Annotated in this window: 21 protein-coding genes; 14 read left to right on the forward strand and 7 right to left on the reverse strand. The window is 47.4% G+C overall.

The genetic code is table 11. The features are described from left to right. Nucleotides 1–3 precede the first annotated feature (3 nt). From CIK94_RS02975 to CIK94_RS03015, 9 genes are read left to right on the forward strand one after another with little or no spacing between them, the layout of a single operon-like run. Nucleotides 4–1,077: a hypothetical protein gene (locus tag CIK94_RS02975; RefSeq protein ID WP_094421220.1), complete on the forward strand. Its 1,074-nt coding sequence runs from the start codon at nt 4–6 to the stop codon at nt 1,075–1,077. A gap of 2 nt (nt 1,078–1,079) precedes the next feature. After that, entirely contained in the window at nt 1,080–2,078 is a 999-nt protein-coding gene (locus tag CIK94_RS02980) for a VWA domain-containing protein (protein WP_022311002.1), read from the forward strand. Further along, a complete protein-coding gene (locus CIK94_RS02985; protein WP_094386416.1) occupies nt 2,079–3,101 on the forward strand; it encodes a VWA domain-containing protein in 1,023 nt (340 codons plus the stop codon). Further along, nucleotides 3,098–3,760: a tetratricopeptide repeat protein gene (locus CIK94_RS02990; protein ID WP_094421222.1), complete on the forward strand. Its 663-nt coding sequence runs from the start codon at nt 3,098–3,100 to the stop codon at nt 3,758–3,760. Before CIK94_RS02985 ends, CIK94_RS02990 begins: the two co-directional genes overlap by 4 nt. Nucleotides 3,761–3,800: 40 nt before the next feature. Next, nucleotides 3,801–6,383, forward strand: coding sequence for a BatD family protein (locus CIK94_RS02995; protein ID WP_094421225.1), 2,583 nt, complete (start codon nt 3,801–3,803; stop codon nt 6,381–6,383). Nucleotides 6,384–6,399: 16 nt separating this feature from the next. After that, nucleotides 6,400–7,086 (forward strand): phosphatase PAP2 family protein, encoded by a 687-nt coding sequence (locus CIK94_RS03000; RefSeq protein WP_094421227.1) that lies wholly within the window; start codon nt 6,400–6,402, stop codon nt 7,084–7,086. Next, nucleotides 7,086–8,336, forward strand: coding sequence for an S-adenosylmethionine:tRNA ribosyltransferase-isomerase (locus CIK94_RS03005; protein ID WP_094421229.1), 1,251 nt, complete (start codon nt 7,086–7,088; stop codon nt 8,334–8,336). The genes CIK94_RS03000 and CIK94_RS03005 overlap by 1 nt, the downstream gene beginning before the upstream one ends. Nucleotides 8,337–8,355: 19 nt before the next feature. Then, nucleotides 8,356–9,492 (forward strand): DUF2027 domain-containing protein, encoded by a 1,137-nt coding sequence (locus CIK94_RS03010; protein ID WP_094421231.1) that lies wholly within the window; start codon nt 8,356–8,358, stop codon nt 9,490–9,492. A 25-nt stretch (nt 9,493–9,517) separates the two neighbouring features. Then, entirely contained in the window at nt 9,518–11,446 is a 1,929-nt protein-coding gene (locus tag CIK94_RS03015; protein WP_094421233.1) for an NAD(+) synthase, read from the forward strand. Between the two features lie 79 nt (nt 11,447–11,525). On the opposite strand, the gene xpt is transcribed toward CIK94_RS03015, so the two are convergent. Genes xpt through CIK94_RS03030 form a run of 3 tightly spaced genes read right to left on the reverse strand, consistent with a single transcriptional unit; the run spans nt 11,526 to nt 14,674 of the window. Beyond that, nucleotides 11,526–12,095, reverse strand: coding sequence for a xanthine phosphoribosyltransferase (xpt, locus tag CIK94_RS03020; protein WP_094386407.1), 570 nt, complete (start codon nt 12,093–12,095; stop codon nt 11,526–11,528). 46 nt (nt 12,096–12,141) lie between these two features. Beyond that, nucleotides 12,142–12,933, reverse strand: a complete 792-nt coding sequence (gene nudC / locus CIK94_RS03025; protein WP_094386404.1) for an NAD(+) diphosphatase — start codon at nt 12,931–12,933, stop codon at nt 12,142–12,144. Nucleotides 12,934–12,937: 4 nt separating this feature from the next. Beyond that, on the reverse strand, nt 12,938–14,674 hold the full coding sequence (locus CIK94_RS03030; protein ID WP_094421235.1) for a bifunctional UDP-sugar hydrolase/5'-nucleotidase: 1,737 nt from the start codon (nt 14,672–14,674) through the stop codon (nt 12,938–12,940). Nucleotides 14,675–14,772: 98 nt separating this feature from the next. Between CIK94_RS03030 and CIK94_RS03035 the strand changes: the two genes are divergently transcribed. Further along, nucleotides 14,773–15,447, forward strand: a complete 675-nt coding sequence (locus CIK94_RS03035; protein ID WP_094388371.1) for a DnaJ domain-containing protein — start codon at nt 14,773–14,775, stop codon at nt 15,445–15,447. Between the two features lie 436 nt (nt 15,448–15,883). Here CIK94_RS03035 and CIK94_RS03040 read toward each other — a convergent pair whose 3' ends face one another. After that, nucleotides 15,884–16,786, reverse strand: coding sequence for a YitT family protein (locus CIK94_RS03040; protein WP_022310990.1), 903 nt, complete (start codon nt 16,784–16,786; stop codon nt 15,884–15,886). A gap of 408 nt (nt 16,787–17,194) precedes the next feature. Between CIK94_RS03040 and lon the strand changes: the two genes are divergently transcribed. Genes lon through CIK94_RS03060 form a run of 4 tightly spaced genes read left to right on the forward strand, consistent with a single transcriptional unit; the run spans nt 17,195 to nt 23,745 of the window. Continuing rightward, nucleotides 17,195–19,654: an endopeptidase La gene (gene lon / locus CIK94_RS03045; RefSeq protein ID WP_094421237.1), complete on the forward strand. Its 2,460-nt coding sequence runs from the start codon at nt 17,195–17,197 to the stop codon at nt 19,652–19,654. A gap of 16 nt (nt 19,655–19,670) precedes the next feature. After that, nucleotides 19,671–20,798, forward strand: coding sequence for a tRNA guanosine(34) transglycosylase Tgt (gene tgt / locus CIK94_RS03050; RefSeq protein ID WP_094421239.1), 1,128 nt, complete (start codon nt 19,671–19,673; stop codon nt 20,796–20,798). A 1-nt stretch (nt 20,799) separates the two neighbouring features. Then, nucleotides 20,800–22,074, forward strand: a complete 1,275-nt coding sequence (locus CIK94_RS03055) for an LptF/LptG family permease (RefSeq protein WP_022310987.1) — start codon at nt 20,800–20,802, stop codon at nt 22,072–22,074. Nucleotides 22,075–22,110: 36 nt separating this feature from the next. Beyond that, nucleotides 22,111–23,745, forward strand: a complete 1,635-nt coding sequence (locus tag CIK94_RS03060) for a DEAD/DEAH box helicase (RefSeq protein ID WP_022310986.1) — start codon at nt 22,111–22,113, stop codon at nt 23,743–23,745. Between the two features lie 120 nt (nt 23,746–23,865). Here CIK94_RS03060 and CIK94_RS03065 read toward each other — a convergent pair whose 3' ends face one another. From CIK94_RS03065 to CIK94_RS03075, 3 genes are all read right to left on the reverse strand, one after another. Then, complete coding sequence (locus tag CIK94_RS03065; protein WP_094421241.1) at nt 23,866–24,156, reverse strand: HU family DNA-binding protein; 291 nt, start codon at nt 24,154–24,156, stop codon at nt 23,866–23,868. Between the two features lie 6 nt (nt 24,157–24,162). Continuing rightward, nucleotides 24,163–24,585: an META domain-containing protein gene (locus CIK94_RS03070; protein ID WP_158216214.1), complete on the reverse strand. Its 423-nt coding sequence runs from the start codon at nt 24,583–24,585 to the stop codon at nt 24,163–24,165. Nucleotides 24,586–24,818: 233 nt separating this feature from the next. Continuing rightward, on the reverse strand, nt 24,819–25,412 hold the full coding sequence (locus tag CIK94_RS03075) for a hypothetical protein (RefSeq protein ID WP_144007788.1): 594 nt from the start codon (nt 25,410–25,412) through the stop codon (nt 24,819–24,821). Nucleotides 25,413–25,495: the final 83 nt, after the last annotated feature.

A 25,495-nucleotide genomic window follows, 5' to 3' on the forward strand; every position in this document is an offset into this window, starting at 1 on the left:
TTTATGTATTTTAGATATTTGCTTTTATCAATGTGTTGTCTGCTGCTGGGCGTAAAGTCGTCAGCACAGGTAAGCGTTGAAGCCAAAATCGACTCCATAAGCATTCTTGTGGGTGAACAGACAAACATGGAGGTTGCTGTCACAGCCCGCAAAGGAGCAAAAATCGTATGGCCCAACATCAAACCGTCGCACTATCTCGTTCCCGGTGTCGAAATCATTGATGTGGCCGATGGCGACACTTCGGAAGTGGACAACAACGTAAGGATAAGTAAAAGAATTACATTGACATCTTTCGACGAGAAACTCTATCCTATACCCGGCATGAAGGTAAAGGTGGATGGAAAGCCCTATGAGGCCACCCAGTTGGCACTGAAGGTAATGACTATCGATGTCGACACGCTTCATCCCAATCAGTTCTATCCTCCCAAGACCGTGCAGAACAATCCCTTCTTGTGGAGTGAATGGAGCGGTCTGTTCTGGATGAGCGTATTGGTACTGGCACTGATGGGTGGCATCTTCTACCTGTATATCCGTCTGCGTGAAAACAAGCCAATCATTGCCAAGATACGTATTGTCAAGAAGGTTCTGCCTCACCAGCGTGCCCTCTCTGCCATGGAGAAAATCAAGGCAGAACATCTGGAACGTTCGGACGACCAGAAGACTTACTACACGCAACTCACTGATGCTCTGAGACAATATATCAATGAGCGTTTTGGTTTCAACGCCATGGAGATGACTTCCTCGGAGATTATCGAGCGTTTGCAGCAGAATGGCGACAACAAGATGATCGGTGAACTCAAAGAACTGTTTGAGACAGCCGACCTCGTGAAGTTTGCCAAGTACTCTACGCTCATCAACGAGAACGACCTGAACCTGGTCAATGCCATCAACTTCATCGACCAGACCAAGTTGGAGAACGTGCCTACCGAAGAGAGGGTAGTGCCTCAACTGAGTCAGGAAGACAAACGAACAAAGAATACACGACGCGCCATAAAATGGCTGATAGCCCTATCCTCTACATTGGTGATAGTGCTGTTGGCTTACATCATTTATAGTGCCATTCAACTAATCAGTTAAATATGGAATTTGCCAATAAAGAGTATTTCTTTCTGCTTCTCTTGCTGATACCTTATGTGCTTTGGTATTTTCTGTATCGCAAGAAGAATGAGCCCACAATACGAATGAGTGATACGTTCGCATACCAATATGCTCCCAAAAGCTGGCGTATAAGGATTATCAACCTGCCGATGCTGCTGAGATGTATCACTTTTGTTCTGATAGTAATCATTCTGGCTCGGCCACAGACCCACAATGCATGGGATAAAAAGGAGGTCGAAGGCATCGATATCATGCTCGTCATGGACGTGTCGACCTCAATGTTGGCTGAAGACCTGCGCCCCAATCGTATAGAGGCCGCCAAGAATGTTGCCGCCGAATTTATCAATGGGCGTCCTAATGACAATATCGGCTTGACGATATTTGCAGGCGAGGCATTTACCCAGTGTCCGATGACAACCGACCATACATCGCTGCTCAACATGCTTCAAACCGTGCGCACGGACATCGCGGCAAGAGGCTTGATACAGGATGGAACAGCTGTAGGAATGGGTTTGGCAAGCGCGGTGGCACGACTGAAGGACTCAAAGGCCAAAAGCAAAGTGGTAATCCTGCTCACGGACGGTTCGAACAACATGGGAGACCTCTCGCCAATGACCTCGGCACAGATAGCCAAAAGCATGGGCATCCGCGTATATACCATCGGAGTGGGTACAAACAAGGTGGCACGTTATCCGGCGATAGTTGCTGGCGGCGTGCAGTATGTCAACATACCTGTAGAGATAGACACCAAGACGCTAAGTGATATAGCTGCCACAACGGATGGCAATTTCTATCGGGCAACCAACAATGCCGAGTTGAAGAATATCTACAAGGATATCGACAAGTTGGAGAAGACAAAGATGAACGTAAAGAAATTCTCTAAGAGATATGAGGCTTATCAGCCATTTGCCATTGCGGCCATCCTTTGTCTGCTTTTGGAAATATTATTAAGAACAACGGTATTAAGAAGAATTCCCTAAATTATGAGATTCGAAGATTCTATATATTTATGGTTACTGTGGGTGGTGCCGATACTTGCCTTCATCAGACTGGTAGTATGGCGCCAGCGGCATAACAAGTTCAAGAAATTTGGCGACCCCCAACTCTTGAAGTTGCTTATGCCTGATGCTTCTCCGTATAGACCTACGGTAAAATTCTGGCTTTGTCTTGCCGCATTGTCATTGCTGATTATTGTCCTCGCACGCCCGCAGATGGGTTCTAAGGTGTCGCAAGAAAAGCGAAACGGCATAGAGTTGATTATTGCAATGGATATCTCAAATTCGATGAAGGCACAGGATGTGGTTCCCTCGCGTCTGGACAAAGCCAAGTTTATGGTAGAAAGCCTGGTCGACAATTTCAATAATGACAAAGTGGGACTTGTGGTCTTCGCCGGCGATGCTTTTGTGCAGCTGCCGATAACCAGTGACTATGTATCAGCCAAGATGTTCCTGCAAAATATCAGTCCGTCGCTTATCAATACCCAAGGCACCGACATCGCTAAAGCCATTGACATATCCATGCACAGCTTTACACAACAGGAGAAGGTGGGTAAGGCTATAATCCTCATCACCGATGGTGAAGACCATGAAGGTGGCGCGTTGGAAGCAGCCAAAGCCGCAAAGAAGAAGGGTATCAATGTGTTTATCTTGGGCGTGGGTAGCGAAAAAGGTGCTCCAATTCCCAATGACGATGGTGGATACTTGACTGACAATACGGGGCAGACGGTTATGTCTGTTCTGAATGAAAAGATGTGTCGTGATATCGCTCAGGCAGGAAGTGGCATGTACATCCATGTAGACAATACAAGTGATGCGCAGGACAAACTGAACAACGAACTTGAAAAGTTGCAGAAGGGAGACTCTGACAGCGTGATTTACAGCGAATACAACGAGCAGTTTCAAGCATTTGCAATCTTGGCAATGATTCTTCTTATCATAGAAGCGTGTCTCCTGGAGGTGCGCAATCCCTTATTCAAGAACATCAAATTGTTTAAAAAGAAATGAGATTACGGTATATTTTCTTGATATCTATATTGCTTACTATCAGCGCTCATCTGTCAGCCCAGAATGACAGACAATTGGTGCGCATAGGTAACAGGTTCTTCTATGAACAGAATTACGCAAAAGCAGAAATTGAATATCGTAAGGCTATAGCCAGTAATGGCGGAAATACTCAGGCCATATACAACTTGGGGTGTGCGTTGCAAGCACAAAAGAAAGACTCTGCAGCGATAAAACAATATGAACTTGCAGGCAAAATCGAAACCAACAAGATAAGAAAGTCAAAGTCTTATCACAATATAGGCGTCATTTGCCAGTCTCACCAAATGTACAAGGAAGCCATCGAAGCCTATAAGGAAAGTCTGAGAAACAATCCTGCTGATAATGAGACTCGTTACAATTATGTATTGTGTAAGCGGTTGCAGAAAAATCAGAAGAATCAAAACGACAAGCAACAAAACAAAGACGACAATAAGGACAAAAAGAACAAGGACAAGAAACAAGAGAACAAGGATAATCAGCAGCAGAGTAATGAGCAAATGAGCAAAGACAATGCCGAGCAACTGCTTAATGCAGCTATCCAGGAAGAGAAGGCTACGCAGCAGAGACTGAAGAAATCGATGCAGAAGCCACAAAAGCGAAACTTGGACAAGAATTGGTGATTTTGTCAGATACGTGTTCTTTTTTATAATCGCAATCATAATGACAGACATATTGAATGAATTGAAGATGAAACGATATATATTGATACTCGTTGGTATTTATATTACAATGGCCATCAAGGGACAGCATATTAACGTTGCTGCCCCTTCTCGGGTTAATGTCGGTGACAATTTCAGAGTGGCATATACAGTAAGCACTCAGGATGTCGATGATTTCAGATCAAACATGCGTTCTACTGACGAAGTCGAAGTCATCGCTGGACCTTATGCCTCCAAAGTCTCAAGTTTCAGTATGGTCAATGGTCATACAACTTCCAGTTCATCCATAACATACACATATACTCTATATGCCAACAAGGCCGGAATATTCACAGTTCCCGCCGCTCACGCTAAAATCCATGGCAAAACTATTGCCTCTCATAGTACAAAGATAACGATATCCGGTCAGGCGCGTAGCAACAATAACAATGCTCACAACAATCCAAACACTTCTGCCATCCATGAACAAGGTAGCAGAATATCTGGTAACGAACTCTTTATCAAGGTAAGTGCTAACAAACGCAAGGTTCATGAACAGGAGCCTATCTTACTGACTTACAAAGTGTATACAACGCTGGAGCTGACTCAGTTGGAAGGAAAGATGCCGGACTTGACAGGCTTCCATACACAAGAAGTCAAGTTGCCGCAACAGAAGAGTTTCCATATAGAGAGGGTTAATGGTCGTCCATATAGATGCGTAACATGGAGCCAGTACGTCATGTACCCTCAAATGACAGGTAGCTTGAAGATACCAAGCATCACTTTCCATGGTATCGTGGTTCAGGAGAATCGCTCGGTTGATCCTTTTGAGGCTTTCTTCAATGGCGGCTCTGGTTATGTGGAGGTAAAACGCGACATCGTTGCCCCCGGCTTGTCTGTAGAGGTAGAGCCTTTACCCACAAAACCTGCGAATTTCTCTGGCGGAGTTGGTAAATTCAATATCTCAGCCCAGGTAGACAACAAGGATATCAAGGCGGGTGAGCCTCTTAACTTCAGAGTCGTTATCGGTGGTTACGGCAACTTGAAACTTATCAAGCAGCCTGTTGTAAAGTTCCCCAAAGATTTCGACCAGTACGATGCAAAGATTACAGACAAGACCAAACTTACGTCCAATGGCTTGGAGGGAAACATGATTTATGACTTCCTTGCCGTTCCACGCAATCAAGGCAACTATACAATACCTCCCGTTGAGCTCGTCTACTATGATGTTGACCGCAATCAGTATCGCACCGTGAAGACGCAGGCCATCAATTTGCAGATAGCTAAAGGCGATGGCAAGAGTGGTAGTGTCTCTGACTATGCCAAAGATCAAAATACTGATATCCGTGGTATCAAAGAAGGCGGAGTCACAATCAAAGATTTCTCTTCAATGTTCTTCGGTAGCGTAGCCTATTGGACTTCATTGATTATTGTAGTCGTAATCTTTATCGTATTGCTGGTTGTTTTCAGAAAGAGGGCAGTCCTTAACGCCGACGTGGTCAGAATCAAGGGCAAGAAGGCCAACAGAATTGCAACCAAACGACTGAGGAAGGCAAGCAAACTGATGATACAAGGCAAATCCGATGAATTCTATGACGAGGTGCTTAGAGCCTTGTGGGGATATGTCGGCGACAAGTTGAATATGGCTATCGAAGAATTGTCAAGAGATAACATTTCGCAGACATTGGCCAATCACAGCGTTGATGATGCTACCATCCAGAAGTTTACTGATGCCTTGACAGAGTGCGAGTTTGAAAGATTTGCGCCCGGAGACCCTGCGGGCAACATGAACAAGACTTTTGAATCTGCAATGACTGCCATTATTGAAATTGAGAGAGTGATGAAAAAGAAGAACCGTATCAATACGAAAGCGTTGTTGGTAGTGATGGCGCTGGCAGTTTCATGCCAGGTTGGTGCTGTTACCAAAGAAAATGCTGACAAGGAATATAAGAGAGGTAACTACCAACAGGCAATACAGGATTATCAAGAGCTCCTGAAGAGCGGTAAATCTCCTGAGATTTATTATAATCTCGGCAATGCGTATTTTCGTTCTGACAACATTTCGCAATCAATTCTCGCCTACGAGCGTGCGTTGTTGTTGTCGCCCGGAGACGCTGATGTACGGTTTAACCTGAAATTTGCGCGCAACAAGACCATTGACAAGATAGTACCAGAAGACCAGATGTTCTTTAAGACATGGTATCAGTCGCTGGTGTTTTACACTGGCATTGATTCTTGGGCTATTGTCAGCCTGGTGTCCATCATCGGAGCATTGTCTTTGGTCCTTTTCTACTTATTTGGCAATCGAGTATTGGTCAGGAAGGTAGGTTTCTATGGCGCCTTAGTTCTTATCGTTGTCACCGCATTCAGCATGCTTTTCGCGCAACAACAAAAGGAGATGCTGTTACACAGAACAGGCGCAATTATCATTTCTTCCACAGTAAATGTGAAGAAGACGCCCGCTCCTACATCTACCGATGTCTATGTATTGCATGAAGGTACGAAGGTAGACATAACAGACCAGTCCATAGAGGGTTGGTACGGCATCAAACTTGCTGATGGAAGAGAGGGATGGATTAAGTCTTCATCTTTGGAGAAGATATAATTAGCTGTAATAAAGCATGAATTATTCTACACTATATGCCGCAGACAAAACCTTGCTGATGGTCTTCAATGGGAGTCATTGCCCCTTTGTTGACAGATTGGCAGTGACGCTGACTTGCGGCTATATGTGGATACCGCTTTATATTGCCCTCTTGCTGTTGGTCATAAATAACCATAAAACTGTGGTCCAAATCTCATTGGTCATAGGCATGGCCTTGCTTGCTATAGTCTTGAGCGAGGGAATGGCAGACTTGATAGTTAAGCCACTCGTTGCTCGACTTCGCCCCATCCATGATACACTTATGCAAGATAGTGTTCAGGTCGTCAACAATTATCGTGCAGAGGGATATAGTTTCTTCTCTGCCCATGCATCCAACACTATGGCTGTGGCCGTTTTCTTCAGTTTGTTAGTTAAGGACCGCCTCTTCGCATGTACCTTGATTACCTGGGCGCTCGTCAATTGTTGGACGCGGCTTTATCTTGGCGTCCATTATCCGAGCGACATTATCGTTGGGATGGTGTGGGGCAGTGTCAGCGGCCTTTTTGCCTGTACTATGTATAATAAGGTAAAAGACACAAGAAGCGTTAGGGCCTCCGATGACGCCGCGACCACCGATATGGCGTATCGTCGTTCAGATATCAACACAGTAATCTGCGTCATGGCGCTATTAGTTATATTCGCAATCATTTTTAGTTTGATATAATGGATACAAAACATATTAAAATCAGTGATTACAATTATCCGCTGCCCGATGAGAGGATAGCCAAATTTCCTCTTGCCCAGCGTGATCATAGCAAACTACTCTTGTATAAACACGGCGTAGTGTCGGAAGATGTTTTCAATCATCTGCCCGACCATTTGCCAGCTGGTGCATTGATGGTATTCAATAATACCAAAGTGATACAGGCGCGTATGCACTTCAGGAAGGAAACCGGCGCATTGATAGAGATATTCTTGATGGAGCCTGCTTTCCCCGTTGACTATGAGCAGATATTCCAGACACGTCGCCACTGCGCGTGGAGGTGCATGATTGGTAACCTCAAGAAATGGAAGGAAGGTTCTCTGCATCGCGAGTTTGACATCAACGGCCATAAGTTTGTCCTCTCCGTCAGCCGCGACAACTCTCAGAACACAGAGGTCGCCACTGGCACCAACTTCTGGATTAACTTCGATTGGGATTCCGACGAGGTAAGTTTTGCGGAAATCTTGGATTCCATCGGCGAGCTTCCTATACCGCCATATCTTAACCGCGAGACACAGGAAAGTGACAAGACGACATACCAGACTGTCTATTCCAAGATAAAGGGTTCCGTAGCTGCCCCAACAGCAGGACTTCATTTCACCAATGATGTCCTTGAGGCTTTGGATGACAAGGGTATTCACCGCGAGGAGTTGACGCTCCACGTAGGCGCAGGAACCTTCAAGCCGGTCAAGACCGAGCAGATATGTGCCCACGAGATGCACAGCGAGTATATCGTCGTTAAGCGTACCACCCTGCAAGCCCTCTTGCAGCACGACTGTAAGACCATCGCCGTGGGAACGACAAGCGTCCGCACACTTGAGAGCCTATATTATATAGGTGTCAAATTGCAGTATAATCCCAATGCTACTGAAGACGAGCTTCATGTCAATCAATGGGAGCCTTATGACGACAACCGTAATGGCAAGATAGTTGATGGCATCAGCCCATGTCAAGCGATTCAGAATATATTGACATATCTTGAGACAAACCATCTTGAGGCACTGCATACAAGCACACAGATTATTATAGCTCCGGGTTTTGAGTACAAGATAGTCAAGATGCTCGTCACCAATTTCCATCAGCCGCAAAGCACATTGCTTTTGCTGGTAAGTGCATTTGTCCACGGCAACTGGCACAAGATATATGACTACGCGCTGAGCCACGATTTCCGTTTCCTCAGCTATGGAGACAGTTCATTATTAATTCCCTAAGTATTAGAAACGTAAAGATATGAAAATAGGAGATAAAGTTAGCTTCCTCAGTGAAACCGGCGGTGGAGTCATTGCAGGATTTCAAGGTAAGAATATTGTCCTCGTTGAGGATGAAGACGGCTTCCAGATTCCAACCCCCATCAATGAGGTAGTAGTCATTGGCAATGACGATTATAGCATTGCCAAGGTAGTTGCCAAGACCGAAAGCAAGCCTAAAGACAACAAGAGTGTCAAGGCCCTGCTTGCAGATGGTACGGATTCCGATGTTGATACCGATGTCGAAGATGTCGACATCGCCGACAAGGAAGTTACCTTTAAGATGCCAACCGAAGAGCGCAAAGGCGGAAACATGCTCTCATGCTATCTTGCCTTTGTCCCATTCAATATCAAGGAGATGACGACCACCCGGTTTGAAGCCTACCTGGTCAATGACTGCAACTATTGTCTGCAATACTCGTTCATGACTGCCGAAGGTAACGCCTGGACCCTACACTCACAGGGAGAAATCGAGCCCAATACATCTTTATATATAGAAGAGGTAGGAAGAGAAGAGCTCAACAGCCTTCTCAAGATGGGATTCCAACTCTTTGCCTACAAGAGAGACAAGTCTTTCATCCTTAAACCTGTCGTTGAGGTTCAACTTAGGCTTGACCCCGTCAAGTTCTATAAACTCCACTCGTTCCAGAAGACCATTTATTTCGACACACCGGCATTGTTGTACACCATTGTTGAGGACGACAAGATTGCGCATCCTCTCCATATCGATGCAGCTGAATTGAAGAACAAGATGGCAGGCAACGTTGAACCTTCCCGTTTGGTGTCTGGCAAAGATACTGCCACCAAGCCACAGTCTGCACCGCGTCCGCGCAATAGCGACGAGCTGGTTGTCGACCTGCACATTGACGCTCTTCTCGACAGCACTGCTGGCATGTCGCATGCCGATATCCTCAACTATCAGATTGGCAAGTTCCAGGAAGTGCTGGATAAATACAGCACCGAGAAGGGCAAGAAGATTATCTTTATCCATGGCAAAGGCGAGGGCGTGTTGCGCCATTCCCTCATCAATATGCTCAATTACAAATACAAGAGATACCAGTATCAGGATGCATCATTCCAGGAGTATGGCTATGGAGCAACTCAGGTAACTATCAGATAACTTAACCATTCACAAACAGAACATTATGAACTACGGATTTATAAAAGTCGCTTCGGCAGTTCCCTCTGTAAAGGTGGCAGATTGCAAATACAATGTCGAGCAGATAGAACAACAGATTATACTGGCCGAAGGGCAGGGGGTGGAGATTATTGTTTTCCCCGAATTGTCCCTTACTGGCTATACATGTCAGGACCTGTTCAGGCAGAACCTCTTGCTCGAAACCACAGAGAGTGCCATGCTCATGTTGCTCGACTTCACACGTCAGCTTAACATCATCTCCATCGTGGGTCTGCCCATCGCTGTTGGCGATTTGCTGCTCAACTGTGCCGCCATCATCCAGAAGGGCCAGATTTTGGGCATCGTTGCCAAGGAGTATCTGCCCAACTACAACGAGTTCTACGAGAAGCGTTGGTTTGCTTCTGTTCAAGACCTGCGCACTACCGAACTGCGCTTTGCCGGCAATCAGATTAACCTCTCCTTCACGCCGCAGATTTTTGTCACTTGCGATGGCGTAAGGTTTGGTGTCGAAATTTGCGAAGATGTCTGGGCCCCCACGCCTCCCAGCAATCACCTTGCGTTGGCAGGTGCCGATATCATCTTCAATCTTTCTGCCAGCGACGAACTGATTGGCAAGCACGATTATCTCTGCAAGTTGCTGGCTCAACAGAGCGCACGCACCATCACTGGATATGTCTATTCGAGTGCCGGCTTTGGCGAAAGCACCCAGGATGTAGTCTATGGCGGCAATGCATTGATATTTGAGAACGGCCATTTGCTGCAGAGCGGGCCGCGCTTTGCGATGACACCACAGATGCAGGTAGCTCAGATAGATGTTGAACGCCTGCGGACAGAGCGTCGAGGCAACACCACCTATGTCAATGCCCAGCGCCGAATGATAGGCGAAGACGTCATCTTCAAGAACGCTCACTCCATCCTGCCCAAGGATTTCGTACTGGAACGCCCGGTCGACGCCCATCCCTTTATACCTTCTCCCGATATGATGGAAAAGAGTTGCGAGGAAATACTGAGCATCCAGGTTATGGGACTTGCCAAACGTCTCGTTCACACCGGTTGCCAGAAGGTTGTCCTCGGCATAAGCGGTGGACTCGATTCCACTTTGGCATTGTTGGTATGTTCCATGACTTTCGACAAGTTAGGACTCGACAGCAGCGGAATTATCGGTGTGACCATGCCCGGTTTCGGCACCACCGACCGCACTTACACCAATGCCATCAAGCTCATGCAGAGTCTCCGCATCACCATCCGAGAGATAAGCATTGCCAAGAGCGTTACCCAGCACTTTGAGGATATCGGTCACGACATCTCTGTTCATGACACTACTTATGAGAACTCTCAGGCCCGAGAGCGTACCCAGATATTGATGGATGTAAGCAATCAGGAGGGTGGACTCGTTATCGGTACGGGCGACCTGTCCGAGCTGGCTCTTGGTTGGTGTACGTACAATGGCGACCACATGAGCATGTATGCTGTCAATGCCAGCATCCCCAAAACACTTATTGCTTGTCTGGTCAAGTTTGTTGCTGGAACTATGGATGCCGACACCTCTGCCACTCTCCATGATGTGGTCGACACTCCCATCAGCCCCGAACTGGTTCCTGCCGACGAGGATGGCAATATTCAGCAGAAGACAGAGGACCTGGTTGGCCCCTACGAGCTCCATGACTTCTTCCTTTATTATTTCATGCGTCATGGATTCCGCCCGATGAAGATTTTCCTGCTTGCGCAGAAAGCCTTCGAAGGTCAGTACGACGATGACGTCATCAAGCATTGGCTCAAGACATTCTTCCGCCGCTTCTTCTCCCAGCAGTTCAAGCGCTCGTGCCTGCCCGACGGCCCCAAGGTTGGCAGCATCAGCCTGAGCCCCCGAGGAGACTGGCGTATGCCCAGCGATTCTTCGAGTGAGCTGTGGCTCAGAGAGTGTGAAATGCTCTAAGCCCGTCACCCACTTATAGAAATGATAAAGGCCATCTATTCAGCATAATAGATGGCCTTTATATTGATGATTGGTCGTATTATTCACGTATCTTGATTTGGCAGTCGTCGAGAGAGTCAATGATGGCGAGGCTCTCACAGCGTACGCCAGCCTCTTCGATGACTTCGCGACCATGCTGGAAGGCTTTCTCTATGATGAAACCCATGCCGACGAGCTCGCAGCCAGCCTGGTTGCACAGGTCGATGATACCCTTGGCGGCATTGCCATTGGCGAGGAAGTCGTCAATAAACAGCACCTTGTCTTCGGCGGTGAGATACTCCTTCGAGATGATTACGTTGTACTCTCTCTGCTTGGTAAAGGAGAACACGGTGGTAGAAAGCAGGCCCTCCATTGTCGAGGGTTTCTTCTTCTTGGCAAATACCACCGGCAGGTCAAGCAGGAAACCCATCATTACAGCCGGAGCGATGCCCGATGCTTCAATGGTGATAATCTTGTTGATTTCGGTGGATGCGTAGCGGCGTATAAATTCCACAGCTACCTGCTTCATAAGATTAGGGTCCATCTGATGGTTGATAAACTTGTCTACTTTCAAAATTCCTCCAGGATAACACTTACCCTCTTTCTTGATGCGGTCTATCAGAGTTTTCATCGCTTTGTATTGTTAAATTTCTTGACTATGTGTGTTGATATGTTTGCTATTTGTCTTTGTCTATGTTCTGCAGCCAGTTGTCTATCAGTTTTCGTGCCAATGACAGTTTTTCTGGTATCTGTGGGAGTTTGTCATAGCGGAACCACGCACCTTTACTCAACTCCGAGTATTGCAGATGCAGGTCGCCCGACTCGTACTCAGCATAGAAGCCCACCATCAGGCCGCAAGGGTAGGGCCAGGGCTGTGATGCCCAGTAGGTAAGGTTCTTGATGGTAAGCCCGGTTTCTTCCATGACCTCGCGGCGTACGGCTTCTTCGAGCGTTTCGCCTGTCTCAACAAATCCTGCCACCAGCCCGTAGAAATCTGTCTTGAAGTTTCGCGCGTGTACCAGCAGCACCTCGGGACCGCGGTGTATCAGCACGATGATCGCAGTGGCCAACTGCGGCCATATCTCCTTGCCGCAGTGCGTACACTTCTTGGATATGTCGGTGTGCATTGCCATAGGCGAACCGCAGCAGCCACAGTAGCGTGTGGTTGAGTCCCAATAGAGCAGCTCATGACATTTCCCCGCTTTCAGATAGAACTCGTTGGGAATTTTATAGAACGATGGTCTCAGCCCGCACATTTCATAGCGTCCGCTGTCATCCTGTATGGGTTCGCTGATGGCAAAAGCCTTGACCTGATGACCATCTTCAAAGGGCGAAACATTAAGTATATTGGTCCAGGGTTGGGTCTTCACCGGACTCTTGGGCCCACAAGGAATCATGTAGCTCCCGTCTTCTTTGCGTTCCAGCAGCAGGCTATCTTTGCAGAACACAAACCAATACGTATCGTTCATCGACTTACTTTTTACGATTGAACAGCAACTCGTAGTCACGCTTTGCAGCAGGCTTTACCAGCTGCTCTGGCACAAATCTCCAGTTGTTGTTGGGTTGTGGGTCAAGTGTTCCTTCGCTTTCGATGGCCTTCATCAGATAGTAGCGTTGGTCTTTGTCGCTGCGCCAGATTATCCTGCTTTCCAGACTGTCGTGGCTGATGCCGGCACCACGAGTGAGCAGCTCGCCGCCACCATTGCCACGATAGCTGTTTACAGCTACCTTATACCAGGCCTCGGGGTCAAACGGCTGTCCATTGCTCATGCGATTGATTGTGACCTTCTGGCCATTAGGTTTGGTTACATCTACCTCGTAGTCTATACCGGCTGCACTGTCAAAGTTGAACGAGAAGTTCTGGAACCCCATTCTCTGCTGGTCGTTTTTGGTATATTCATTCAACAGCAGCAGATGGTCGTCGGGCGACTGCATGGTGTTGACCCAGAGCGAATAACTCATCTCGAGATGCTTGCGTATCTCTTCGCCCGTGAGACGCATCACGTACAGCTGGTTTTCGTACTTGTACAGCTTGAACATATCGCTGACATAGATATCGCCTTTGTTGATTTGTGCGTCAAACAACAATGGTGCGTTGAAGGCTATGTCTGCGCCGGTAATCTTCAACTCCAGATTGAGTATCAGGTCATTGAAGGCACTTGAACCAAAGTAGCAATCACGTGTTGATATCGAATTGGCAAAGGTTCCTATCTTTTTGTTGACAAAGGCATTGATTTTGGAAATCCACTCTTCAAAGTGAGCCATATACTCTTTGTCGACCTCTATGTCTCTTACATCTACCAGCTGGCCCTCGACAGACTTCTTGCAGTGCTTTTTGCCTTTTTCTATCGTGATGGTCGCTTCAGCCACTTTTCGTGCTGCATTGGCAGGGTCGAGACACAGCACCTTGTTTCCGCTTTCGCTGGTGACATAGTCTGCATAAGGTGTATGGTCGTGACCGAACAGGATGAGGTCAAAGCCATCCACCTCGCGCGCCACCTTCAATGCAGCATCTTCTTCGTAGTCGGCGGTGACTATACCGCCTTCCTTTCCGCTGTGAAAGAGACCGATGATGACATCAGGCTTTTCATTGGCCTTGAGATAGTTCACCCATTCACGGGCAGCCGTAACCATATTTACAAAGGAGAGACCGCTCCACAGACGCTCTGTCAGCCAGTTGGGGATGGCTGGAGTTATCATTCCCAGCACGGCAATCTTCACTCCGCCGCGGTTAAGTATAGTATAAGGCTTGAGATAGGGCTTGCCGGTATTGGTATCGATGATATTGGCTGCAATAACAGGGCATTTCACTTCCTTTATCCATTTGTCATACACCTCATGACCAGGCTCGACATCGTGGTTGCCTATGGTCTGTGCGTCGTACTTGAGGTAGTTCACCACCGAGGCGGCTATATTCTCAGATGTAGTGTCGATGTAGTTGGAATAGTAAGAGATAGGCTGCCCTTGCAGTATGTCGCCATTGTCGAGCAGTATCACATTGTCGCCATGTTGCTCGCGCAGCTGCTTGACATAACTGCTGACACGCGCCATCGACCCAGCCATCGGCCTGCGGTTGATGTAATCGTAGGGGAAGAAGCTGCCGTGAACATCACTGGTTTGAACAATTTTGATGGTGACCGTCTTGGATTTGGCCATGTATGTCAATCCGAAAGGAAGCAATAACGCCATAACTGCTATAAGTTTTTTCATATATTACCTTATTATATATTAGCATTGCAAAAGTACAAAATAATCGCGAGTTAGGCATGGTTTTTGCAATAAAAGTTGGCAGATAGGAGGATTTTAATATGGCATTTGTAGATTATTATAAGATTTTAGGTGTAGACAAGAACATCCCACAAAAAGATGTACAAGCAGCATACCGCAAGAGGGTAAAGCAGTTCCATCCGGACTTGCATCCCGATGACCCCAAAGCCAAAGCCAAGTTCCAGGCGCTCAACGAGGCGTATCAGGTAATCAACGACCCCGAGAAGCGTAAGAAGTACGACCAGTATGGAGAGCATTGGCGCGAGGCTGGCAACTTTGGCGGCCAGCAGGAAGCTGGTGGCTGGAGCAGTGGCAGTCCATTTGAGGGCTTTGATTTCAGCAGTATGGGTGGTGGAAGTGGTAATGGCTTCTCCAGTTTCTTCGAAAACCTGTTTGGAGGTGGTGGTTTCCATAGCCGTCATCAGTCTTCTATGCAGGGAGGTATGCAACAGGATATGGAAGCCTCTGTTTCCATCGATTTATACACAGCCTTGCTTGGCGGCGAGGTGATGGTCCAACTGGGTGATGGCTCGCGCATCAAACTGAGGGTTAAAGCTGAGACTCAGAATGGTACCAAGGTTAGACTGCGCGCAAAGGGATATGACCTGGGCAATGGCCAACGCTCCGATTTGATTATCACCTACAACGTCACTCTCCCCACTGGGCTCAATGCACGCCAGAAAGAGCTGCTCAGACAGATGCAGCAGCTGTCATAGCACCAAGCACAGCATGAGGTTGATGCGCGACAAGACTTTCATGATTTTATAGATAGACTCCGTTTGTCATTCCGTAAGGATGATGAACGGAGTTTTTTCGTTTACCATCCATTCCTTCCCCTTGCTGTCTATCGCTATAAGCCGCCGATTGCAGTCTGTCATCGCTGGGAACACCAATTCATTCCAAGTGCATCAAGAATAATCTCTCCTCATAGTTGTCATCCTGCTCGAGATGAAATAATTCTTGAGTTCAAACTGTGAATTATTCATTTCGCGCTTCCAAACAGTCGTTTCAAACCGTGATTTTCCTAATTCGCACCCCGCAACCACTCTGTCTATGGTCTGGGCAGACGATGACGCGCATGGGGCAAAAAAATAGGCATGCACTATAGGAATGACCATAGTGCATGCCTATGCCTGGATGTCGACGACACGTCTATTTGATAGTGTCAAATCCCTGTCCGAAGACGCCGTGACAGAAAGTTTGTGAGATAAGAGCCTCTGGGTCTATGCTCTTGATGTGGTTGAGCACATCCTGCGACTCATATTTGCGCGCCAGCACCATCAGCACATGCACATCGTGCTTGGAGTACCATCCGGTGCCTTGGAGCAGGGTGACGCCGCGATTGACGTCCTTGTTGATGGTATCAGCAATCTGCTCGTATTTCTTGGAAATGATGAGGAATTGCACCGTCTGCCTGGTACCGTTGATGATGTAGTCGCACGTGACGCTGGCTATGAGCGTAAAGGCGATACCATAGATGATGATTTCGGTACTGTGGTATAGCAGGTACGACGAACTGATGATGGTAAAGTCAATGAACTGCATGGCTCGCCCGAAGCTCAAACTGAATTTCTTGTTCAGCCATGCCACGATGATGTCGGTGCCGCCCGTAGAACCGTTGTGGCTGAACACAATGCCCAATCCGGCTCCACCCAGAATTCCACCTATTAGCACATGCATGAAGCGGTCTTCACCAACGGTGATGACAAGGTGGTGGGCAAAGAACGGCTGCATGACTCCGATAACAAGAGACAGGATGGTGACGCCGATAATCGTACGTATGGTAAACTGCTTGTTGAGCGCCCTAAAACCGATGAGAAGCAGCGTGATGTTCAACACCCAGATAGAGATGGCGGTGGGGATGTCGAATGCGTAATACAGCAATGCCGAGATACCCGACACGCCACCCATGACAAACTTCTCGGGGAGGATGAATGCAGTATAACCAAACGCATAGGAGGAAATACCCAACGTGATGAACAATAGGTCCATCAGCTCGTGCTTTACATAACTCTTAGTACCGAATGCAGCGATACTCTCGTGGTCTTTGTTCATCTTGTTTATGTGATTGAGGTCAATAATTCATATTTTAATAGATGTGTAGGTGTCAAGTGTGCCGCTCAGCGTCAAAGTAGCAGTTGCTATGACGATGCAAATTTAATAATTTATTATGACTCTCTTTTCAAGTTCATCCATTTTTTCTATGCACAATGGTCATTTTATTCCAAAAGATGGTTTTGGGAGTCCCCTCGTGGCTCTGCCCGCATGAATAATCTACGCTACTAAGATCGGAAGATAGTCGCATCAATCTCGTCCTCAAATCGCGCGGTCATGACGGCGTGATTTCTTAAAACTGAACGATATCAATAGTTTTTAGTTACTTATTATAAAATAAGAAACTGAGATAACCTTAAATTGAATAAAAATGACTAACTTTGCAGTTCAAATTGAAAGCGAACCATAATGGACGAAAAAAATAAAGCATCAATACAGATGATAGCAGAGTATGATGGAGATATCACCAACCTCTATGGTACGACACCGGAAGGGGTTGTTCCAATTCTGGCAACACGCAATATGGTGATGTTCCCTGCCGTCATTTCGCCTATTCTCGTAGGCCGCGAGCAGAGTGTAAACCTCCTCAACTATCTGGATAAGAACCCCGGCACACTCATAGCCATCTTCTCACAGAAGAACCCTGATATAGAGCATCCTCGCGAGGAAGACCTCTATCACTATGGCTGTTATGCCAAACTGGTAAGACGCATCGAGCTTCCTGGCAGTGAAAACTGTACCGCCATCTTCCAAATGATGGGCCGTTGTCACCTGGACAGCATCGAGAAGACGCGTCCCTATCTCTGTGGCGCCGTGTCAGAACGCTCGGAAATCATGCCCGATGTCAACGACAAGGCATTCAATACTGCCATGATAGACCTGGTGGCTGCCTCAAAGGAGTTTATCCATAAGAATGACGAGCTGGCAGACGAGATGGTGTTCTCTATTGACAACATCCATAATCCCATAATCAGTCTGAACTTCCTCTGCACGGCTCTGCCGTTCTCGGTAAAAGACAAGATGGAGCTTCTCGAGGAGAGTAACCTGATGGACCGTGCGCTCAACACCTTGCGCCTGCTCAACCGCGAGCTGCAGTTCCTGCAGTTGCGCAATCAGATTCGTATGAAGACGCGTGAAGAGCTCGACGAACAGCAGCGCGAGTACTTCCTGCAGCAGCAGATCAAGAACATCAAGGAAGAGCTGGGCCGTGGCGAAGGCTCGCCCGAGAAGAGAGAGCTCGAAGAGAAAGCCCGCAATAAGAAATGGTCGAGCGAAGTGGCTAAAGTTTTTGAGAAAGAGCTGGAAAAACTCGACATACTTAACCCCCAAAGTCCTGACTACAGTGTGCAACTCAACTACCTGCAGACCTATGTGTCTCTGCCTTGGGGCGAGTACACCCAGGACGACCTGGACCTCAAGCGTGCGCAGCGCATTCTCGACCATGACCACTATGGCATGGAGAAAGTGAAAGAGCGCATCCTCGAGTATATTGCCGTGCTTAAATTAAGAGGTGACCTCAAGTCGCCCATCATCTGCCTTTACGGTCCTCCCGGTGTGGGCAAGACCAGTCTTGGCAAGAGCATCGCTTCGGCCTTGCGCCGCAAGTATGTGCGCGTGTCACTGGGCGGACTCCATGACGAGTCTGAAATCAGAGGTCACCGCCGTACGTATATCGGTGCCATGCCCGGCCGTATCATCAAGAGCATCCAGAAGGCAGGTTCTTCCAACCCCGTCTTCATCCTCGACGAGATTGACAAGATTACACAGAACACGCACAATGGCGACCCCTCGTCGGCTCTGCTTGAGGTGCTTGACCCTGAACAGAACACGGCTTTCCACGACAATTATCTCGATGTCGATTACGACCTGTCCAAAGCCATGTTTATAGCCACAGCCAATGAGCTGAACACCATTCCCCGTCCTCTGCTCGACCGTATGGAAATCATAGAGGTGAGCGGATATATCACCGAGGAAAAAATAGAGATAGCCAAGCGCCACCTGGTTCCCCGCGAACTGGAAAATAATGGTTTCGTCAAGGTCGGCGAGAAACCTACCTTCACCAAGGCTGCCCTCGAAACCATCATCGAGCGATATACACGCGAAAGCGGTGTGCGCCAGTTGGAAAAGCAGATCAACAAGTCTCTGCGCAAGATGGCATATCAGATGGCTAAAGAAGGCTCTCTGCCATTGAAGAAGGTGACACCCAAAGAACTGGAAGGCCTGTTGGGCAAGCCACCGTTCTATCGCGACATCTATCAGGGCAATACCTATGCTGGAGTGGTGACAGGACTGGCCTGGACAAGCGTGGGAGGCGAAATACTCTTCATCGAAACATCGCTCAGCAAGGGTAGGGCAGGCAAGCTCACCCTGACAGGTAATCTGGGTGATGTCATGAAGGAAAGTGCCGTCATTGCACTTGAATATGTCAAGGCCCATGCTGAACGCCTGAATGTAGACTACCGCATATTCGACCAGTACAATATGCATATCCATGTGCCAGAGGGCGCTACGCCCAAAGACGGCCCATCGGCTGGTATCACCATCGCTACCTCGATAGCTTCGGCCATCACCCAGCGCAAGGTAAGAAAGAACACAGCCATGACAGGCGAGATTACTCTGAGAGGCAAGGTGCTGCCAGTTGGTGGCATCAAGGAGAAAATCCTGGCAGCCAAGCGTGCGGGAATTACAGATATACTGATGTGTGCGGACAACCGCAAGGATATCGAAGAGATACCCGGCATGTATCTTGAAGGAGTAAACTTCCACTATGTGGAGAATATTCAGGATGTGTGGGACTATGCCTTGCTGGATGAGAAGGTAGCCAATGCGGTACACTTTGATATAGAAGAAGACAAGAAAGAGAAATAACGAAGACGATAAAGAAATGACGTTTGAACTACAACATACAGATACATACAGTGATGCTCGCACGGGTATCATAACCACCGACCACGGCCAGATAAAAACCCCGATATTCATGCCGGTAGGTACGTGTGGCACTGTCAAGGGGGTGCATTTTGAAGAGCTTCGCCAACAGGTGAAGGCCCAGATTATCCTTGGCAACACCTATCATCTGTATCTCAGACCTGGACTTGAGGTGCTCCGTAAGGCTGGTGGTCTGCACGGTTTCAACGGATGGGAGAAACCTATCCTTACCGACAGTGGCGGTTTCCAGGTCTTCTCTCTGACCGGTATAAGACAACTGCGTGAAGAGGGTTGCGAGTTCCGTTCTCATATCGATGGCTCCAAGCATATCTTCACTCCTGAAAATGTGATGGACACTGAACGCGTGATTGGTGCCGACATCATGATGGCGCTCGATGAGTGTCCTCCTGGAAAGAGCGACTATGCCTACGCCAAGAAAAGCCTCGGCCTTACCCACAGATGGCTGGACCGCTGTATCAAACGCTTCGAGGAAACCGAGCCCCTGTATGGCTACAAGCAGAGCCTGTTCCCCATTGTTCAGGGATGTACCTACAAGGACCTGCGTCGTGAAGCTGCCAAGTTTGTGGCTGACAAAGGTGCCGACGGCAATGCCATCGGCGGTCTGGCAGTAGGAGAGCCCAAGGAGGTAATGTATGAGATGATAGAGGTGGTCAATGACATTCTGCCCAAGGCCAAGCCCCGATACCTCATGGGTGTGGGTACGCCCGAAAACATACTGGAAGCCATCGCCCGAGGCGTGGATATGTTTGACTGCGTAATGCCTACGCGCAACGGTCGCAATGCCATGCTCTTCACCTACCAGGGTACGATGAACATGCGCAACAAGAAATGGGAAATGGACTTCAGCCCCATTGACCCTGACGGTTGCGAAACCGACCTGGTGTATACCAAGGCCTACCTTCACCATCTGTTTAAGGCTCAGGAGCTGTTGGCTATGCAGATAGCAAGTATCCACAACTTGGCATTCTATCTTCGTCTGGTCACCGATGCCCGCAAGCATATCGAACAAGGTGATTTCATGCAGTGGAAGAACAGCATAGTAGAACAGTTAGGAAGGAGAATCTGATATGGCTAACATTAGAGATTTAAGACGTCACTTTACGCGCTATAAGATAGCCAGATGGATAAGCACCCATCCAGTGTGGATGCATAGACTTATCAAATGGCTATACGACCACACCGCTGGCGTGCGCAATGTGCTGCATAAAGTGTACAGGCAATTGAAGTGGCTGCGTTTTCTCAGTCCATCCAATTATCTGAAGCGACTCGACTGGTATATTGTCCGTAAGTTTATTGGTACTTATGTATTTGCCATCGCGCTGATAATCTCGTTGGCAATCGTCTTTGACGTCAACGAGAACCTGGAGAAATTCAGCCGTTTCCATGCTCCGCTCGAAGCCATTGTCTTTGACTATTATGTCAACTTCGTTCCTTATTTCTCTAATCTGTTCAGCCCGTTGTTTGTCTTCATCGCCGTAATATTCTTTACATCTAAACTGACAAGCAATTCGGAGATTGTAGCGATGTTGGCGGCTGGTGTATCCTTCAAGCGTCTGCTGCGTCCCTATATGTTCTCCTGTGTGCTTATTGCCATGCTGTCTTATTATCTCAGTGCCTATGTCATCCCCCATGGTACGGTAATCAGACAGAACTTTGAGGCAAAATACAAAAACCGCACCAAGAACACCTCGGCCGAGAACGTGCAGCTGCAGGTGGGTAAGGGCATTATCGCCTACATACAGCACTATGACAACAACCAGAAGAAAGGTTACGGTTTCTCTTTGGACAAGTTCGAAAACAAGAAGCTGGTAAGTCACCTGACAGCTATGGAGATACAATATGACACCATCTCTGATTCAAAGTTCCACTGGACAGCCAGCAACTGGAAAATAAGACAGCTCAAAGGCCTCAAAGAGCGTATTACGAGTGGCACTAAACTTGATACGCTGATACAGATGGAGCCTACCGACCTGGTCTACTCAAAGGGCCAGCAGGAGACGTTTACCAGTCCGGAACTGAAAGACTACATCTCCAAGCAGATAGACCGTGGTAGTGGCAATGTGGTGCAATACCAGGTGGAATATCATAAACGAATAGCGTCATCGTTTGCGTCATTTATCCTGACAATCATTGGATTCTCATTGTCATCACGCAAGCGAAAGGGCGGTATGGGCTTGTATTTGGGTATAGGTCTGGCTCTGAGTTTCACCTACATTATGCTGCAGACCGTATCTTCAACATTTGCAATCAACGCTGGATTCCCACCGTTCCTGGCGGCATGGATTCCTAATGTTATATTTGCCTGTGTAGCTTATTATTGCTATCGACAGGCTCCCAATTAGTATTACATTGGCTGTAAGCCATTAAGTTAGTAGAATATGTATTTTGACGAATTAGATTTAAATGACAACGTACTGGATGCACTCTATGATATGCATTTCGAAGAGTGTACTCCTGTTCAGGAAAACTGTATTCCTGAAATACTCAAAGGCCGTGATGTGCTGGGAGTAGCACAGACTGGAACCGGAAAGACGGCAGCCTATCTGCTGCCCATACTCTCCAAGTTGGATAGCGGAGGCTATCCCAAGGACTCCATCAATTGTGTCATCATGTCGCCGACCCGCGAGCTGGCGCAACAGATAGACCAGGCATTCCAAGGATTCGGATACTATCTCAACGGAGTAAGTAGCGTGCCTGTATATGGTGGCAACGACGGTAACCGTTTTGACCAGGAAACCAAGGGTATGCGTATGGGCGCTGACGTCGTAATCGCAACTCCCGGACGATTTATCAGCCATATTAATATAGGTAATGTAGATTTGAGCAAGACGTCATTCTTCATCCTTGATGAAGCCGACAGAATGTTGGATATGGGCTTTTCGGAAGATATTCTGACCATAGCCAAGCTGTTGCCAAAGGACTGCCAGGTAATTATGTTCTCGGCCACCATGCCGAAGAAGATAGAGGACCTGGCAAAGACTCTGCTGAAAGACCCTGTGGTCATAAAACTCGCCGTAAGCAAACCGGCTGAGAAAATCAAGCAGAGCGCTTACCTGTGTTACGAGCCCCAGAAGATATCGATTATCAAATGGCTGTTCAAGCAGGATGAACTGAAGCGCGTGATAATCTTCTGCGGAAAGAAGACCAAGGTAAAGGAAGTAAGTCGCGCCTTGACCAAGGCCAAGATTTCTGTGGGAGAGATGCACTCAGACCTTTCGCAGGCTGAGCGTGACGATATCATGTTCAAATTTAAGAGCGGACAGATAGATGTGCTCGTGGCTACCGATATTGTGGCACGCGGAATAGATATCGACGACATCGCTATGGTCATCAATTATGATGTGCCCCACGATGCAGAAGACTATGTACACCGTATTGGTCGTACCGCGCGTGCAGACCGTGATGGTGCCGCCATTACTTTTGTCAGCGATCTGGATATCGCCGCCTTCAAAGACATAGAGAAGTTCCTCGAAAAAGAAGTTGAGAAAAATCCTCTTCCTGAAGGTATGGAAGGTCCTGAATACAAGGTGGTCAAGGCTAAGGCCAAATCAATTCGCCGCAAGAGCAGAGACCAGAATGCCCATAAGCACAAGCCTCGCAAGGACTCTGAAAGTGGCAAGGAGCAGAACAGACAGTCTAACGAAGTCAAGGAAAAGCAGAAGTCTGCCGACAAGGGAGATAATGGCAAAAACAGAAGAAGACGCAACCCTGACAACAAGCCCAGCAAGCCAGCTATGGACAAGCCCGTCAACCAGCAGGATAAAGGCGACAAGGCAAAGGTCAAGGGTGACAAGGCAAGAGACAAGAGCGACAAACCCAAGGATAAAAAGTATAACAAGCCAAAGCATCGTCGTCCAAACTCTGTGAAGAAAGACGGAACTGTGAATGCAAAACCGCAGATGACAACTCCAGCTCGCCAGGAGCGTGCAAAAACTGAGAAGAAAGATGCTTCGGGTATTTCCGGCTTGCTCAAAAAGCCTATGAAGTGGCTGAAGTCGCTGACCAAGAAATAGGCAAGAACGAGAAATCAAAGGATAGGACCCTTATAGATTTCTATAAACTTGACAAATGATAAAAGTCGCTTATCTACAAGCAAGATAAGCGACTTTTCCATTTAATATACACCTTGCGGATTACTCTGCAGAATGCTTGCGACTGTAAATGGCCATGTTTTCAGAAGCCTTAAAGGCAATTTTGTCATGGGCTTCGATTTCAATACGCTCTTTGGTGTTGGGATTGAAACCTGTACGTGCCTGGCAGCTCTTGATATAGAAACGGCCGAAATCGGGAATGGCTACCTCGCCGTCTCCCTCGCAGATGTTGTCGGCTATACAGCCTAATACTGTGTTCAGAAGTTTGCCGGCCTGGGCTTTGGATACTCCAGCTTTTTTGGCAATCTGTGCTGTAAGTTGAGCTCTATTCATAACTTATTACTTTTTCTTTTTCAACAAAAATATCTCGCTATTGGCATTATCTGTCAGCACCAACTCTCCATCGTTGTTGACGTCAAATCGCTTCACCTTGTCCAGAGCCTTCAATACCTTCTGCTCATTGATCATATCGGCGCACATCATGAGCGTGCATCCCATACCACTGAGGTCTATTTTGTTGTTCTTTGTCTTGAGCAGACCTGTAAGGCTGTTGCACCCCGTGTTACCATAAACTCGCTTGTCCTTGGTGTTAAACCCTAAGAAGGGTATCTCATCTCCGGCTTTTTTGTCTATTGCACTACCGTTGATACGTTCTATCGTCCATTCGCCAGACAAATCAGCCACTGACGCCATCTTCTGGGTGGAACTACAGCTTGTCATCAAGGCAATTGCTGCCATGGAAATAAATAAGTTCTTATTCATTCTTATGATTGTTATTATTATGATACATGCAAAGGTAGTCAAAAATTGAGGCATGGAGAAATAATGCCATGTTTTTTTGTTCGTTCTCCACGTTTTCCGTCCATCTCAGCATGGTGTTCTGGTAAGCAATGATACATACATCTATGAAAAAACCTCAGGACAACAGGTGTCCTGAGGCTGTAAGTCTTAATGTATGATTAATGAGTCAAGCCATATTCATGATGGCATGGTGATTACTTTTCACACTTCTGCTCTTCCTTCTTGTGGTGGTCGCAGCTTTTGCAGTTTTCCTTCAGTTTGGCAATCTGCTCAGCATTCAGGATGGTCTGAAGTTCCTTCATATATTCTTCGTGCAGCTGCTTCATCTTCTTGGGACACATCTTCTTGTGATGATGCTGGCCCTGCTGCTTCTTGCAGTGGCCTTCGCCGGCGGCATGATTTTCCTTGGAGCACTTCTTCTCGGTCTCTACCTTCTTATCGCAGCAACCGTCTTTCTTCTGTTCGTCTTTCTTGTCGCAGCAGCCATCTTGCTTCTTCTCATCTTTCTTGCAAGTGCCTTCATTCTTATGCTCACCCTTGCCGCAGCAATCTTTCTTCTCAGCGTGCTTGCCTTCGCAGACTGCAGACTGCAGCTTCAATTCAAAATTCTTGTTGAGTTCCAGAACCTTGGCTTTCTGAGCCTCATCCAAACCGAGCTTCTGGGCCATCATCTCAGTCTTGTGCTGAGCCTTATCCTGCTTCTTGCAAGAGCCACACTTCGCTTCCTGAGCGTTAACACTTGTTCCTATCAGCACTGAGGCTAATAATGTCAATACGAACTTTTTCATAATTTTCTTTTTAATTGTTTATTTGTTAATGTACTCTATTAATTAAGACGTAGAATGTCGTCGTGAGTTTAATGAATATGCAA

The organism is Prevotella sp. P4-51 (genome assembly GCF_002251455.1).
In the GTDB taxonomy this organism is placed as follows: Bacteria; Bacteroidota; Bacteroidia; order Bacteroidales; family Bacteroidaceae; genus Prevotella.